General features: G+C 40.1%; 13 protein-coding genes. 8 read left to right on the top strand and 5 right to left on the bottom strand.

Features of this window, described 5'->3' with window-relative positions; genetic code table 11:
• Positions 1–150 precede the first annotated feature (150 nt).
• Entirely contained in the window at positions 151–1242 is a 1092-nt protein-coding gene (gene lepB, locus GO621_RS17880) for a signal peptidase I (RefSeq protein WP_157569589.1), read from the top strand.
• Between the two features lie 104 nt (positions 1243–1346).
• Here lepB and dacB read toward each other — a convergent pair whose 3' ends face one another.
• Both dacB and GO621_RS17870 read right to left on the bottom strand, forming a co-directional pair.
• Complete coding sequence (dacB, locus tag GO621_RS17875) at positions 1347–2762, bottom strand: D-alanyl-D-alanine carboxypeptidase/D-alanyl-D-alanine endopeptidase (protein ID WP_157569588.1); 1416 nt, start codon at positions 2760–2762, stop codon at positions 1347–1349.
• Positions 2752–4176 (bottom strand): APC family permease, encoded by a 1425-nt coding sequence (locus GO621_RS17870; protein ID WP_157569586.1) that lies wholly within the window; start codon positions 4174–4176, stop codon positions 2752–2754. Before GO621_RS17870 ends, dacB begins: the two co-directional genes overlap by 11 nt.
• Before the next feature lie 150 nt (positions 4177–4326).
• On the opposite strand from GO621_RS17870, the gene GO621_RS17865 reads away from it, so the two are divergent.
• The 4 genes from GO621_RS17865 to GO621_RS17850 all read left to right on the top strand — a co-directional run bounded on the left by GO621_RS17865 (position 4327) and on the right by GO621_RS17850 (position 9999).
• On the top strand, positions 4327–6522 hold the full coding sequence (locus GO621_RS17865) for a sodium-translocating pyrophosphatase (RefSeq protein WP_157569584.1): 2196 nt from the start codon (positions 4327–4329) through the stop codon (positions 6520–6522).
• A 130-nt stretch (positions 6523–6652) separates the two neighbouring features.
• Positions 6653–8167, top strand: a complete 1515-nt coding sequence (locus GO621_RS17860; RefSeq protein WP_157569582.1) for an amino acid permease — start codon at positions 6653–6655, stop codon at positions 8165–8167.
• Positions 8161–9423 (top strand): MFS transporter, encoded by a 1263-nt coding sequence (locus GO621_RS17855; protein ID WP_317163475.1) that lies wholly within the window; start codon positions 8161–8163, stop codon positions 9421–9423. Before GO621_RS17860 ends, GO621_RS17855 begins: the two co-directional genes overlap by 7 nt.
• A gap of 3 nt (positions 9424–9426) precedes the next feature.
• The gene (locus GO621_RS17850; protein WP_157569576.1) at positions 9427–9999 is read left to right on the top strand and encodes a MarC family protein; all 573 of its coding nucleotides are present in this window, start codon (positions 9427–9429) and stop codon (positions 9997–9999) included.
• 105 nt (positions 10000–10104) lie between these two features.
• On the opposite strand, the gene GO621_RS17845 is transcribed toward GO621_RS17850, so the two are convergent.
• Genes GO621_RS17845 through guaA form a run of 3 tightly spaced genes read right to left on the bottom strand, consistent with a single transcriptional unit; the run spans position 10105 to position 14037 of the window.
• Positions 10105–11271: an RsmB/NOP family class I SAM-dependent RNA methyltransferase gene (locus GO621_RS17845; RefSeq protein WP_157569575.1), complete on the bottom strand. Its 1167-nt coding sequence runs from the start codon at positions 11269–11271 to the stop codon at positions 10105–10107.
• Positions 11268–12521, bottom strand: coding sequence for an ABC transporter substrate-binding protein (locus tag GO621_RS17840; RefSeq protein ID WP_198170306.1), 1254 nt, complete (start codon positions 12519–12521; stop codon positions 11268–11270). The genes GO621_RS17845 and GO621_RS17840 overlap by 4 nt, the downstream gene beginning before the upstream one ends.
• Positions 12508–14037 (bottom strand): glutamine-hydrolyzing GMP synthase, encoded by a 1530-nt coding sequence (gene guaA / locus GO621_RS17835; protein ID WP_157569571.1) that lies wholly within the window; start codon positions 14035–14037, stop codon positions 12508–12510. Before guaA ends, GO621_RS17840 begins: the two co-directional genes overlap by 14 nt.
• A 478-nt stretch (positions 14038–14515) precedes the next feature.
• Between guaA and GO621_RS17830 the strand changes: the two genes are divergently transcribed.
• Genes GO621_RS17830 through GO621_RS17820 form a run of 3 tightly spaced genes read left to right on the top strand, consistent with a single transcriptional unit; the run spans position 14516 to position 15668 of the window.
• The gene (locus tag GO621_RS17830) at positions 14516–15115 is read left to right on the top strand and encodes a peroxiredoxin (protein WP_157569569.1); all 600 of its coding nucleotides are present in this window, start codon (positions 14516–14518) and stop codon (positions 15113–15115) included.
• Between the two features lie 3 nt (positions 15116–15118).
• Positions 15119–15430 (top strand): thioredoxin family protein, encoded by a 312-nt coding sequence (locus GO621_RS17825; protein WP_157569567.1) that lies wholly within the window; start codon positions 15119–15121, stop codon positions 15428–15430.
• On the top strand, positions 15411–15668 hold the full coding sequence (locus tag GO621_RS17820) for a DUF6952 family protein (RefSeq protein ID WP_157569565.1): 258 nt from the start codon (positions 15411–15413) through the stop codon (positions 15666–15668). The genes GO621_RS17825 and GO621_RS17820 overlap by 20 nt, the downstream gene beginning before the upstream one ends.
• Positions 15669–15874 lie beyond the last annotated feature (206 nt).

Here is a 15874-nt window from a genome sequence, read left to right as displayed (position 1 = left end):
CGGATTTGATGTTTGGATTAAGGATTAAACCTGAAAAAAAGTTTGACTGATGCTTCTTTTATCGGATGTTTTTCTGCATCGTTCGTAACAAATGTTTTAAAAAGTAATCTTAACAGAAACCTTTTCATCATCAACCTAAAAAACAAATTTATGAAGTGGAAATCCGGAAAAAAGGAACAAGAAAACCAGCCTAAAAAAAGCAAAGCGCGCGAATGGCTCGATGCTGTTTTATTTGCTGTGGTTGCCTCAACCATTATCCGCGGCTTGTTATTTTCGGCTTATGCCATTCCTTCCGGTTCTATGGAACGTTCTTTATTAACCGGAGATTATTTGTTTGTCAGCAAGATCAGTTATGGCCCGCGGATGCCTTTTACACCAATTGCCATTCCTTTTTTAGAATATACTGTTACGCAGGATAGTATTAAGACTTATTGGGACGGCATTAAGCTGCCTTATTTTCGTTTGCCAGGTTTATCCGAAGTAAAAAAAGGCGATGTGGTGGTTTTTAATAAACCTGAAGAAGTAAATAAACCGGTTGATGTACGCACATTATTGATTAAACGCTGCCAGGCAACGCCTGGCGATGTTTTAACTATTGTAAACGGACAGGTTTTTATCAACGGAAAAGCAAACAGTAACGCAGCAGAAGCACAAACTTCGTACGAAGTAAAAACCGACGGACGGGAAATGAACCCGAAAGTATTTCAGGATTTGCATATCGAAATAAGGCAGCAATTAGCAGAAAATACCTTTGAAATGATTGTTCCGACAGAAAATCTTGCTGTTTTAAAAAGCTATTCTAACATCATTTCTATTAAACCTATTGTTGAACTGAAAGGTAAATACGATCCGCAAATATTTCCGCACAACGAACATTTTAAATGGAACGAAGATAATTTCGGCCCGCTTGTTTTGCCTAAAAAAGGAATGACAATTCCTTTGAACGATTCGACAATGGTTCTATACAAAAGGGCGATAGCGTTTTATGAAAACAACCAGGTTGAGGTAAAAGGCAATGCTGTTTTTATCAACCAAAAAAAGGCAGACCATTATACTTTTAAACTCAATTATTACTGGATGATGGGCGATAACCGGCACAATTCTTTGGATTCCCGTTTTTGGGGATACGTTCCGGAAGACCATATTATTGGTAAAGGAATGATCACCTGGTTTAGTGTGGACAGCGCAGCTTCTGGTTTGAATAAAATTAGATGGAACAGGATTTTGAAGGCGATTGAGTAGCATCCCTTGTCATTCCCTTTTTGTCATTTCATAGGAGAAATAATCTTCAACCAATCAATTCCATTTTATTGAAAGAATATTTCTCCCGTTGGCCGAAATGAAAATCACTTCAACTCATCCAAAACCCTAAACATTTTAGTTTTAATACCTAATGAACTTCCGTTGTAATTATTTACAATGATGGAAAAGCAAAGCTCTCTTCCGTTTTTAGTTTGATAACCGGCATAAGCCTGCACATTGCTGATGCTGCCGCTTTTCATCGTCATATCGTTAATAACTGGCAGGCTTTTTAAAAAATCCGAAAACCATGTTTCTTTTTTGGCAGATGAAAGAATAGTTGCCAAGGCAGAAGTAGTAACACGGTCGCCGGGAGAAAGCCCGCTGCCATCAAAAATGTTTAAAGCATTTGGGCCTATGCCTTTTGCTTTCCAGAAACCCTGCAAAACCTGGACGCCGTTATCTGTTGTAACAGATTTTCCGGCTTTCCAAGCAAACGTTTTCAGCAATTGCTCGGCATATAAGTTGATGCTTTTTTTATTCATCCAAAATATAATCCCGCTTAGTTTTGGCGAAGCAATATTCACCAAAATTTGTGTAGCTTGCGGCGTTTGCTCTTGTACCGATAATAATGTTTCGGTGGATGCTGTTGTTCCTTCCAGCACAATTCCTAAACGGTTTAAGGTATCGGTTAAACGGTAAGCGGCATCAAAAGCCGGATCGGGCAAAGCAGCAGAAATACTTCGTTTGCTGAGATCTTCGGCATAAGTCCCGCTTAAAAAGAACATGCTGTTTTTAACGGGTAAAAATGCGTAAGCCTGATCGCCGGAACCTGCTGCGCCAGTAAGCAATTCGTTGTTGAACTGTACATACGGCATCACCGGAATTGTTTTTATCAACTTTACTTTATTCCCTGTTCCACTTTGTTGTAATTTAATATCAAACTGGTTTTCGCGCCAGCACAAGCCCGAAGTCCCGGCACCATAATAATTGCCCAAAACCTGCCAGTTCCAACCATCAGGAATTTTTTGGTTGCCAAAAACAGTATCATCACCAATAATCCGGCCTTCTATTTTTTTGATCCCTGCTTTGCGGATAGCTTCGACCCAAATCTTTAAAACGGTGTTTTCTTTGGACGATTCGTAACGCCAGCTTCCTAACGTTGGGTCGCCGCCGCCTTTTATGATTAGATTTCCTTTTAAAGTTCCATCTGCAGAAATTATTCCGTTATAACCTAAAGTAGTTTGGTATTGAAAATCCTTTCCCAACAAATTAAAAGCCGTAATAGCAGTGATTGTTTTTAAGGTTGAAGCCGTAGCTAAACCCATATTGGGATGAGCGGTAAAAACAGTTTCGCCGGTTTTTGCATCCAGAACGGTTAAGGAAACGGAAGCATATTTACATTGCGCATCCTGCTCTAAAAGGGTAAAAGCAGTTTGTAATTTTTGATCCAGGCTTTGTGAGCGGGCATTAACAGTAAGAAAAAACAGTGCTAAAAACAGTATGCTTCTTTTATCGGGCATTTTTTAGGTTGCGTTGAGAAATAAAATAAACAGGGATACCAAGCAGCACGATGAGCAATCCGTAGCCGGCAGTATCCGTTTTATAAATGAGCAAACCGATGCAAATTACAGCAGCCGCAACAATATATAAAGCAGGTAAAACCGGGTATAAAAAAGCTTTATAAGGGCGCTCTGCATCCGGCCGTTTTTTGCGGAGGATAAAAATACCGCCGATGGTAAGGATATAAAAAATTAGCACTACGAAAACAACATAATCCAGTAGCGCGCCATAAGTGCCTGATAAACAAAGCATACAAGTCCAGATACATTGTGCCCATAAGCCCCAGCCCGGTACTTCAAACTTGTTTAAATGTGCAGCTTGTTTAAAGAAAAGCCCATCCTGCGCCATGGTATAGTAAACTCTCGCGCCAGCTAATATCAATCCATTATTACAGCCAAAAGTAGAGATCATGATCATTACGGCTATAATAATCGTTCCGGAAGTTCCGAAAATGTATTGCGAAGCGGCAACAGCAACACGATCTGCGGGCGCATGTGCAATTTCTACCATCGGCAAAACTGCTGTGTACATCACGTTGGCCAGAATGTAAATTACGGTAACAATCAACGTTCCTAAAAATAAGCTTAAACCAATATTTCGTTTTGGGTTCCGTATTTCTCCAGCGATAAAGGTTACATTGTTCCAGGCATCACTGGAAAACAAAGAACCAACCATTGATGAAATAATGCCTGCAAATAAAGCACTTCCGCCAATGGCAATTGCGGTGTTGGAACCGGCTTTCCATTGCACCATCTTCCAGGGTTCGGCCCAGTTGGATTGCCATATTTCTGAGCGAAAAGCAGTTGTCAAACCAAAAATAATCAACCCAAAAAGGGAAAGTATTTTAGTGATGGTAAACAACGTTTGGATGATCTTACCATTTTTTACACCTCTGCTGTTTATCCAGGTTAGCAGGATAACCATCACTACAGAAAGCAGTTGTGCGGCATTAAACTGAAAACTTTCTAACGTAAATAAAATATGATCAGGCCCAACAGCAGGAAAGATATAAGCCGAAAACTTAGCAAAAGCAACGCCGACTGCTGCAATGGTACCGGTTTGTATCACGGTAAAAGTTGACCAGCCAAACAGGAAAGCCACAAATTTATTATAAGCTTCGCGGAGATAAACGTATTGGCCTCCGGCTTTTGGAAACATGGCCGAAAGTTCGCCATAACTTAAGGCAGCTGTTAAAGTAATTAAACCGCTGATTACCCAGATCAGGATAACCCAGCCTGCACTGCCCACACTTCGGGTAATATCGGCACTAACAATAAAAATCCCGGAACCAATCATCGAACCAACTACCAGCATAGTTGAGTCCAATAGTCCGAGTTCCCGTTTCATTTCCTGATCTTCTATTTTATTCTCCATCGGCTAAAACTAATTTTTCCTAAGCTATTTAAAAAAACTATATTTTGAAGATACAGGCTGTTGAAAATAATTTTTAATAGGCTATTGCCAATCCATTTTACAATCCTTAGCTTTCCCTACCAATCATTATAACCATTTACTAATCTATTTATGGAATTTCTAAACAAAAATTTAGTCTTCCTGATCCCGTTGTTTGGCGTGGTCGGGCTTTTATTTATGGCTGCAAAATCTGCCTGGGTTACCAAACAAACGGCCGGGGATGCAAAAATGACCGAACTGGCAGGTTACATTGCAGATGGGGCAATGGCTTTTTTACGTGCAGAATGGCGTATTCTCGCTTATTTTGTGGCACTCGCCATGATTTTGTTAGCTTATTCTGGCACTACGGTAGAAACTTCAAGCCCGGTTATTGCTATTTCGTTTTTAATAGGCGCTTTATTTTCTGCATTTGCAGGATACCTTGGGATGCGTGTTGCCACAAAAGCAAACGTCCGGACCACGCATGCTGCAAAAACAAGCCTTGCACAAGCATTAAAAGTTTCTTTTACAGGTGGAACGGTGATGGGATTAGGCGTTGCCGGTTTGGCCATTATCGGGCTGGGTTCATTGTTTATTGTTTTTTACCAGGTTTATGTAGTTAATACCGGCGGAAGTTTAAATGGTAAAGACATGAAAAAAGCATTGGAAGTTTTGGCCGGATTTTCTTTAGGCGCCGAATCGATCGCTTTGTTTGCCCGTGTTGGCGGTGGAATTTATACCAAAGCCGCTGATGTTGGCGCTGATTTAGTTGGTAAAGTTGAGGCAGGAATACCGGAAGATGATGTGCGAAACCCTGCTACTATTGCGGACAATGTTGGCGATAACGTTGGCGACGTAGCAGGAATGGGGGCAGATTTATTTGGTTCTTATGTGGCTACTATGCTGGCAACAATGGTTTTAGGACAGGAAATTAAATCGGACGACCAGTTTGGTGGTATTGCCCCTATCCTGTTACCTATGCTAATTGCCGGTTTAGGGTTGATATTTTCTATTGTCGGTGCTTCTTTTGTCGGCATAAAAAAGGATACTGATAGCGTGCAAAATGCTTTAAACTTAGGGAATTGGATGTCGATTGTTTTAACGGCGATTGCAACTTTTTTTGCCGTAAAGTGGCTGCTTCCTGCTACCATGACTATTCGTGGCATAACTTTTACCAAAACAGATGTATTTTTATCGATTGCCGTTGGCCTGGTAGTTGGCGCTTTAATGTCTATCATCACAGAATACTATACGGCAATGGGCAAACGGCCGGTGATGAGTATTATTAAACAATCCTCTACCGGCCATGCTACCAATATTATTGCCGGTTTAGCTATCGGCATGGAATCAACGGTATTGCCGATACTTGTTTTAGCAGCCGGGATTTATGGTTCTTTTCATTTTGCGGGATTATATGGCGTTGCTATTGCTGCTGCCGGAATGATGTCAACAACGGCCATGCAGTTAGCCATTGATGCATTTGGCCCCATTGCAGATAATGCCGGAGGAATTGCCGAAATGAGCCAGTTGCCGGAAGAAGTGCGCCACCGGACAGATATTTTAGATGCGGTTGGTAATACTACGGCTGCAACCGGAAAAGGATTTGCCATTGCTTCTGCCGCTTTAACTTCACTGGCTTTGTTTGCTGCCTTTGTTGGCGTTGCCGGGATAGATCATATTGATATTTATAAGGCAGATGTTTTGGCCGGATTATTTATTGGCGGCATGATCCCTTTTATTTTTTCTTCGCTTTGTATTTCTGCTGTCGGCCGCGCCGCTATGGCCATGGTACAGGAAGTTAGGCGTCAGTTTCGGGAAATCCCCGGAATTATGGAATATAAAGCCAAGCCGGAATACGAAAAATGCGTTGCTATTTCAACACAAGCTTCTTTACGCGAAATGGTAGCGCCTGGTTTAATTGCCTTAATTACACCGATTATCGTTGGTTTTACTTTGGGGCCAGAAGTTTTAGGCGGATTGCTTGCCGGCGTAACCGTTTCCGGAGTTTTAATGGGCATTTTTCAATCTAACGCGGGCGGTGCCTGGGACAATGCTAAAAAATCATTTGAAAAAGGTGTAGAAATTAACGGAGAGGTTTACTACAAAAAATCCGAACCGCACAAAGCTTCAGTTACCGGTGATACCGTTGGCGATCCTTTTAAAGATACTTCGGGCCCTTCAATGAATATATTAATCAAACTAATGTCCATTGTTTCTTTAATTATTGCCCCTCATATTCATGTAGAAAACAATGGCATCACTAAAATTAAGCATCAAATTAATAAAGAAATTAAAATTGAGGCAGTAAAAACAGCATTTGTTAAATAAAAAATACTGATAATCAATATAATTGTTACCAGAAAGGGATTTCTTACATGGAATCCCTTTCTTTTTTATCAATTAATTTAATTACGTTTGAAATTGCAGATAAATTGAAACAACTAATCAGAAAAACTACATGAGTTTATTTTTAAAAAAGCCCATAAGTACACTAATGGCAGAATCAGCAGAGTCTGAAAAAAGCTTAAAACGTACGCTTACTGCAGGTTCTTTAATCGCCTTAGGAATTGGTGCTATTATCGGTGCAGGTTTGTTTGTGCGTACTGCCGCAGCAGCCGCAGAATATGCCGGCCCATCTGTAACTTTTGGTTTTATTGTTGCCGCAATAGGCTGTGCGCTGGCCGGGCTTTGTTATGCGGAACTTTCTTCATCTATTCCTATTGCCGGTAGTGCTTATACTTACACTTATGCTACTATGGGCGAATTGATGGCCTGGATAATCGGATGGGATTTGATATTGGAATATGCAGTGGGCGCTGCAACTGTTGGTATAGCCTGGAGTGAATACCTGAACAATTTACTGATAAATGTATTTGGGTTGAAAGCAATACCTTATGAATGGTGCCACTCGCCTTTTCAAACTTCGGTTGACGGAACTGCACATGGTTTAATTAACCTTCCCGCATTAGCAATCGTGATTATTTTAACCATGCTGCTGATTAAAGGAACGCAGGAATCTGCCCTGGTAAATGGCATTATCGTAATTACCAAAGTTACCATCGTTGTTCTGATTATTATTTTAGGATGGCAATTTATTAAACCAGAAAATCATACCCCTTATATCCCGGCACCCACTACTTATGTTGACCACGAAGGGATTTCACATAATTTTGGAGGAATTATGGGCATACTCGGTGCCGCAGGTGTTGTGTTCTTTGCATTTATTGGTTTTGATGCAGTAAGTACAACAGCTCAGGAAGCAAAAAACCCCAAAAGGGATATGCCTATCGGTATTTTAGGTTCACTGGCAATTTGTACTATTCTTTATATTCTTTTTGCACATGTTTTAACCGGAATTGCTACTACCGAAGACTTTCGTACCACAGGTAAAGAAGCTTCTGTTGTTTTTGCTATCCACAAGTATATGATTGGCTATGGCTGGTTAGGCAAATTAGTAACAGTTGCTATTTTGGCTGGTTTTTCTTCGGTAATTCTGGTCATGCTTTTAGGCCAGTCGCGTGTATTTTATTCTATGAGCCGCGATGGCTTGTTGCCAAAAGTTTTTAGCGAAATACACCCTAAATACAAAACTCCTTACAAAGCAAGCTGGTTTATTTTGATACTGGTAGGTTTATTTGCAGCTTTTGTTCCGGGAGATATTGTTGGCGACATGACCAGCATCGGGACTTTATTTGCTTTTATATTAGTATGTGTTGCCGTAATTGTATTGCGTAAAACAGATCCTGAACTTAAACGCGAATTTAAAACGCCTTGGGTCCCTTTTGTGCCTATCTTAGGTATTGTAGTTTGCGGGGCAATGATATTTGGATTGGGCTGGACCAATTGGCTAAGGTTGTTTGTATGGCTGTTTATTGGGTTAATTATTTACTTTACTTACAGCAAAAAGAATTCTGTATTGCAAAATAAAAGTGTTATTTTGGATCCGGTTGATCCTATAAAGCCTAAATTTTAGAACAAGCTTTAAAAACATTCTCAAAAAAGGTTCTGCATGGCAGAACCTTTTTTTGTTTCAATACTTCCTTTACCAGGCAATTACAACTAATGAAGAAAAATAAAAACTTATGGGTACTGGTATTTATTTGCGTAATCAACTCCTTGGGTTTTGGAATTATCGTTCCGCTGATCTATCCTTACGGAAAGCAATTTGGTATTACCGAGCAAACTTTAGGTTTATTAACCGCTTCTTTTTCCATCGCACAGTTTTTCGCCACGCCGGTTTTAGGTTCTTTGTCTGATAAATACGGCCGCAAACCGTTGCTTATCATCAGCCTGATCGGCACCTGTATTTCCTTTATTTTGTTTGCAGAAGCACGCAGCCTGATCATGCTTTTTGCTGCCCGTATTTTAGATGGTATTACCGGCGGTAATATTTCTGTGGCACAAGCAATGGTTTCCGACTCTTCTTCAAATGAAGACCGTGCTAAAAACTTCGGTATTATCGGTTCGGCTTTTGGTTTTGGTTTTGTAATCGGTCCGGCTATTGGTGGTATTTTAAGTAAGATCAGTTTACAGGCACCTTTTTATTTTTCGGCAGGAATAGCCTTGATCGGTGTATGCTGCATCTACTTTTTCTTGCAGGAAACCAACCCTAAACACGAGCGTAAAAACGATAATAAGTTCAGCTTTAAATCTTTAATTACCGTGCTGAAAGCTCCCGTTATTGGCAGTGCTGTTTTTATCGGCTTTTTATTAACCATGGCACAGTTTACCATGATTATCGGTTTCCAGACTTTTACGGCAGATGTTTTAAAAATTACACCTTTTCAGATCGGTGTTTTTTTTGCCGGTTTTGGCATTTCGGGTATCCTGATGCAATTGGCCGTTCCATACATCACAAAACTTATTTCATCCAAATCGCTCATACTTCTTTTATCGCTTATTTTTTGTTTTTTGCCGATGCTGCTTTCCGGTTTCACTAACAAACTTATTTTATTTGCAGTTTGTATGTGTGTTTACGGCTTGTTTAACGGACTACGGAACCCAATGCTTAATGCCATTATTTCTGAACGCGTTGGCCAGAATGAACAAGGCCAAACTTTAGGGATCAACCAGTCATACGCTTCTATCGGACAAATTCTTGGCCCAATAAGCGCTGGTTTAATTTCGGGTATTTCAGTCCATTATGTTTTCTTTTTGTCGGCCGTTTATATTTTAGCAGGATTTTTATTTACCTTTCTTTTAAGATCAAAAGAAAAAATTAATACTTAGGCCATGTTAAGCTTTAATCCCAGAGAAATTTTATCGGTAACCATGATCCTGTTTGCCATTATTGATATCATCGGCACCATTCCGATCATTATTGATATGCGGCAAAAAGCAGGAAGGATCGAATCAGAAAAAGCATCATTAACTGTTTTTGTACTGATGATCATTTTCCTGTTTGTTGGCGATCAACTGCTTGCTATAATTAATATTGATGTCGCTTCCTTTGCCATTGCCGGTTCGCTGGTAATATTTATTATTGCAATGGAATTAATTTTAGGCGTCCGTTTTTTTAAAGAAGAAGAAATCTCCTCTACCGCTTCTATCGTTCCGCTGGCTTTTCCGCTTATTGCCGGCGCCGGAACAATGACTACTTTACTTTCTTTAAAATCAGAATATCAAACCCAAAATATCATTGTTGGCATTGCCTTAAATACCATATTTGTTTATTTAGTGTTGAAAAACGTGCAATGGCTGGAAAAGCTGTTGGGGAAAACCGGACTTGACATTTTGCGAAAAGCTTTCGGAATTATTTTACTGGCAATATCGATCAAGCTTTTTAGAAGCAATACGCATTTGTAAAGCATGTTGTCATTTAGATCAAAGGGAGAAATCTTCTTTAAAGTAAATCTGATGTTGATGATTTAAAGAAGATTTCTCCCTTTGGTCGAAATGCCAGAAAAAATATTATAGATTCTTAATAAGCCTGGCTACAAACATAGTATCCGATTTTCGCTCATAACCTTTTAACAATTCCGAAGATTCTAAAGTTAACCGTGCTTCTTTTACCAGGTAATTTACAACATCTTCGTTTTCTTCGCTGAAAGCCGAGCAGGTAATATAAATTAATGGCTTGCCAGGGTTTAAATATTTAACCACATTTAAAGCAATCGTTTTTTGCAATTGCTGAAAAAAAGAAATGCGGGAAGCGTTAAACTGATTAATCATTTCCGGCGTTCTTCCCCAGGTTCCGGAGCCGGTGCAAGGCGCATCTAAAATAATCCCGTCGAAAGCATAATCATGTAAAATTGGATCAGGATTTTGAGTGAGGTCGAGCAGCTTTTTCTGATATTTTTTAATTCCGGCCAATTGCAAACGCTCGTCCAGGTTATCCAAAACAGATTCGCGAATATCAGAAACAACCAGTTTCAAATCCGGTTCCTGTTCGTGCAATAACAAGGTTTTACCGCCCGAAGCTGCACAGGCATCCCACCAGTTCTCCCATTTTTTGGGTTGAAAATACTGTGCCGTTAACTGGGACGATTCGTCCTGCACTTCAAAATAACGCTGCATCGGAAAAAGCCGGTCTAATTTCGTACCGTTCGGCAACGCCAAACATTGCTCGCTTTTTTGCCTGAAAACAACATCAGCGGCAGCAAGCGTTTGTTTCACCTGAAACTCGTGCCCTTTCTGAATGCGGATAAACAGGTCTGGTTGTATAAAAAAGGACTGTAAAAACAGTATCTGATCAATTCCTGCTGATAGATAACCGGTAAACGGAAAAACATCTTCCAGCTTAAAATCCGGATACTCTTTTTGCAATACGAAAATCTTTTCTTCTGCCGGAATTGCAATCTGCGCTGCTAATTCAGGCTTAAAAAAACTTAAAAAAGAGTTTTCCTGATTGTTGCACAAAAACTCTGCAGCAAACAAACGTTCCTCGGGCGGATGGTTAACCAGTGCTTTTCCCAAACGGAAGTAATTGTAAACCAACCTCAAAGCAACCTTTCGATCTGTCGAGCCCATCTTTTTATGCAACCGGAAATAGCCGGGCAAAAACTTGTACAAAGGCGTTTCTGCCGGATACTCCTTCAGTAAAGCTAAAAATGTACGAAGTTGGTTTTCGGCTCTCATTTAACGGGTTTCAGCGTGTAATCTTCATACTGCAACAATTCTACATACGTGTTGATCCAGCCATAACCTTTTTTCTTTACAAACTCAAAATGGTTATGCAGCGCATCAAAAGGCATATTTTGCAGATGATTAAAATCTGCAGCAGGATCAGCTACTAACTTGCCAAAGTATAAACCGGTATCAAATCCTTTTATCGCATATTCCCCCGGTTCGGTATGGTAAGTTCTGCGAAAGCTTTTGATAAAATTGCTTGTTTCTGCCGATTTATAATTAACCTGGTAAGCCGAAGTAATGCAAGTATGCATCTTCTCCAAAACTTCCTGACGTAAAAAAGTAGCTTTGTTCCAGTTAGGATGGCCAAAAAGCTGTATCGGATAAGTATCTGCCAGTTTATCTAAAGCCTGGAACATAACCCTTAAAAAAGAACGGTCTGTTGCAGGCATAACAAAAACATTTTCCGAAGTTTTAGAAAGGCTGGGCAGTAAAGCGCTAAAATTTCCTTTGCTAATTGTTACATCTACAATCCTGATCCGCTTATGGCTTAAACTGTCGATGCTTCTTTTAAAGGGTAAAATATATTTGTTCTCTTCCGAAAAACCCGACCGTAAAATGTAAACCACTTTTGGCCGGATGTTTTCCTGAATATATTGTGCAACACGCCAGGCATGGAACTCCAGCGGAGGTGTTAAAGTGATTAAAGATTCGTTATGGTAACCAGCCGGAGAGGTTGCGGAAAGCGGCGAAACAACAGGCTTATGCAAGTTACTGATGCGTGCAGAAAATGCCTGTACGCCAGCCGGAAAAATGGGGCCAACAACTAAATCGCTGTTGCGGACAGCAGGATCAGCAGCCAGCCTTTGCGCCTGGCTTTCTTCATCGCGTGTATCTAAAACAGTTAATTTAAAACTTTGCCCACTGCTGGTCAACGAATCAAGCGCCAGCTTAAAACCTTCATAAAAATCAACAGCAATATTGGTTTTAACCTGATTTTTAGTAACCGTTTTTGGATCGGCAGGATCAAGCGCAAAAGGCAGCAATAAAGCAATGGAAGGAATGCGCTTGGGCTTAACAACCGGAACTTCGGCAGCAGCTTTTGCAGCAGCGGCTTTTTCGGCAGCTTCTTTTTCTTTGGTGACCTCTTCCTGCGTTTTAGTTGCAGGTTGCTGAACAACGACCGGGCGGATTTTTGGCGAACAGGCAGCTAAAAAAATTGCCGGTAAAAGAAGCATCAGCCACTTACTCCCACTCAATGGTTGCCGGGGGTTTAGAACTGATGTCGTACACAACACGGTTAATTCCTTTAACATTATTGATAATTTCGTTAGATATTTTTCCAAGCAGGTTGTAAGGCAAATGGCACCAGTCAGCCGTCATTCCATCTAAAGATTCAACGGCGCGAAGGCAAATCACATTTTCGTAAGTACGTTCATCTCCCATTACGCCAACAGATTGTACTGGTAAAAAGATAGCGCCTGCCTGCCAAACCTGATCGTAAACACCTGCCGACCTTAAATTGTTGATGTAGATGGCATCTGCTTCCTGTAAAATAGCTACTTTTTCGGGCGTTATTTCACCTAAAATCCGGATCGCTAAACCAGGGCCTGGAAAAGGATGACGGCCTAAAATATTCGGATCAATTTCCAGTGCTTTACCTACTTTTCGTACTTCATCTTTAAATAAAGTATTGAGCGGTTCTACTACTTTTAGCTTCATAAAATCTGGCAAGCCACCAACATTATGGTGTGATTTGATGGTTGCTGACGGACCTTTTACCGAAACAGATTCAATCACATCGGGATAAATCGTTCCTTGCCCAAGCCATTTTACATTTTCTATGCGATGCGCTTCATCATCAAAAACTTCTATAAAAACACGGCCAATTGCTTTTCGTTTTTTCTCCGGATCAGACAATCCGCCTAAAGCATCATAAAAACGTTGTTTGGCATCTACGCCTTTTACGTTCAAGCCCATGTGCTGGTACGAATCTAAAACGGATTGAAACTCGTCTTTCCTAAGCAAACCATTATCTACAAAAATACAGTGCAGGTTTTTGCCGATAGCATGATGCAGCAAAACGGCAGCAACTGAAGAATCTACGCCGCCGGAAAGTCCTAAAACAACCTGGTCATCTCCTAATTTTTCTTTCAATTCTGCAATGGTGGTTTCTACAAAAGAATCTGCGGTCCAATCCTGCTGGCAACCGCAAATATCAACCAGAAAGTTTTGCAGCAGCTGTTTGCCATCGATACTATGCGTTACTTCGGGATGAAACTGAATGCCGTAAGTTTGTGTGCCTTTAATTTGATAAGCAGCAACTTTAACAGAATCTGTACTTGCAATCACTTCAAAATCATCAGCAATTGAAGCAATGGTATCTCCATGAGACATCCAAACTTGCGAGTTTGCAGGAATCAGCTTTAATAAAGGATTGTCACTGTTAATATATTGTAAATGCGCCCTTCCATATTCCCTGGTACTGGAAGCTAAAACTTCTCCACCGGAATGATGCGCCAGAAATTGTGCGCCATAACAAACACCTAAAACCGGAAGTTTACCATGAAAAGGCGTAAAATCAAAATGAGGTGCATCAGTTTGGCGGACAGAATACGGACTACCGGACAGAATAATTCCTTTTACAGAAGCATCAAATTCGGGCAAATGATTAAAAGGATGAATTTCGCAGTAAATGCTCAATTCCCTGACACGGCGCGCAATAAGCTGGGTAAATTGCGAACCGAAATCAAGAATGATAATTTTTTCTTGCATCCGCGAAGATACAGATTATGCGGAAACGTTAAAGCAGGATTTTTAGCTGGTAAAAGAAGCATGCCCTTGTCATTCTGAACTTGTTTCAGAATCTCTCAGGACAAATATGCAAAATTACTTTTCACTCGGGGATGCCGAACAAGTCCGGTACGACAAACGGTTCATGATTTTTAGGTGGTAAAAGAAGCATTGAAAAAGGTCGGAAAGTTAGAAGAGGCCGGAAGTCGGAAAGATAAAAGCATGCCCTTGTTATTCCGGCGTTAGAAGGAATCGTCTTCAAAACATCCACGTCTTTGTTTTTTGAAGAAGATTTAGCCCAACAGTAAAATAACAACGGAAGTATGTCTGCATGGTGTAATTAATCTTTCCTTTATCCACAATAATAACTTGGGTTAAGAAAAATATCCTCTTTAAATGCGAAATTCGCGGCGTAATAAAAGCATTATTACATTTTTTTTAATAAGAATATTATTTTAATATGAGAAATTCAATAGTAGGAAATAAATTTCCAAACCTGACTGTAAATGCCATGGACGAAATGGGCGATGCATTTAAAATCAACGTATTACAAAAAGCGATCGACGAGAACAAAAAAGTATTGCTTTTCTGGTACCCTAAAGATTTTACTTTTGTTTGTCCGACAGAAATCCATGCTTTCCAAGCTGCCCAGGAAGATTTTAATGCTAAAAATACTATCGTAATTGGTGCTTCTTGCGATTCTGCCGAAGTACATTTTGCCTGGTTAAGCACTGCAAAAGATAACGGCGGCATCGAAGGTGTTACTTTTCCTTTATTAGCTGATACAACCCGCAAATTAGCTGCTGAATTAGGCATTTTGGATGAAGAAGATTTTGTGACTTACCGCGCTACTTATTTAATTGACGAAGAAGGAACCGTTTTCCACGAAAGCATTAACCACATGCCGCTTGGCCGTAACGTAAACGAGTATTTGCGTTTGGTAGATGCTTATACACACGTACAAACACATGGCGAAGTTTGTCCGGCCAACTGGGAACAAGGTAAAGAAGCAATGGCTGCAACTACCAAAGGCGTAGCAGAATATTTACAAGCAAACTAAACAATGACGGAACTAACAACAGATACTTTAGGCAGCGTTGTTGCCGGGAATAAAAAAGTTATTGTACAATATGCAGCTTCCTGGTGCGGCAACTGCAAGATTATGAAACCTAAATTTAAAAGGTTTTCATCAGAATTTGAAGATATTAAGTTTGTGGTAATTGATGCAGAGAAAAACCCGGAATCCAGGAAACTGGCCGATGTAAGCAATTTGCCTACGTTTGCTTCTTTTATCGATGGAAAATTGTTTAAGCAAACTCAAACCAATAAAACAGAAGTACTTAAAGAACTGATCGATGAAACTGCCGGTAATTAAACATGTTCTTGGTTTTGTGGAAACACACGATCAGGATTGGGTGATAGAAACGATTGATTTGCTAGAGTATATGACGGAACTTCCATCGATAAAAGATGAAGAACTGGATGTGATCGGCGAATTGTTATCTAACTTTTACGGAGCGCTGGAAGTACATAAATCAATACAAGAAGGTATTCCTGCTAAAGAAGCACTGAACCAATTTATGGGCAGGGTTTTGGGATCGATTGACAAATAATACTTCTTTTAGCAGCTAAAAATTAGAAACTCCTGGCTTTAATATGCCGGGAGTTTTTTTATTTAATTTTTTGTGCAGTAAAAGAAGCAAAAATGTGTTTGGTGTTTAGAATTAATGTAAAGCAGAACAAGAAGATTAATTAACTCAAGTTGTTAGTTAGGTATTATTTTGTCAAGGGTAAAAGCAAACACGAACAAGGTAATTTT

Origin of the sequence: Mucilaginibacter arboris (assembly GCF_009754915.1) — a bacterium.
Classification (GTDB): Bacteria; Bacteroidota; Bacteroidia; order Sphingobacteriales; family Sphingobacteriaceae; genus Mucilaginibacter_A; species Mucilaginibacter_A arboris.
The sequence above is the reverse complement of the archived record's forward strand: the minus strand, read 5'-3'. Positions and strand labels throughout refer to the sequence as shown.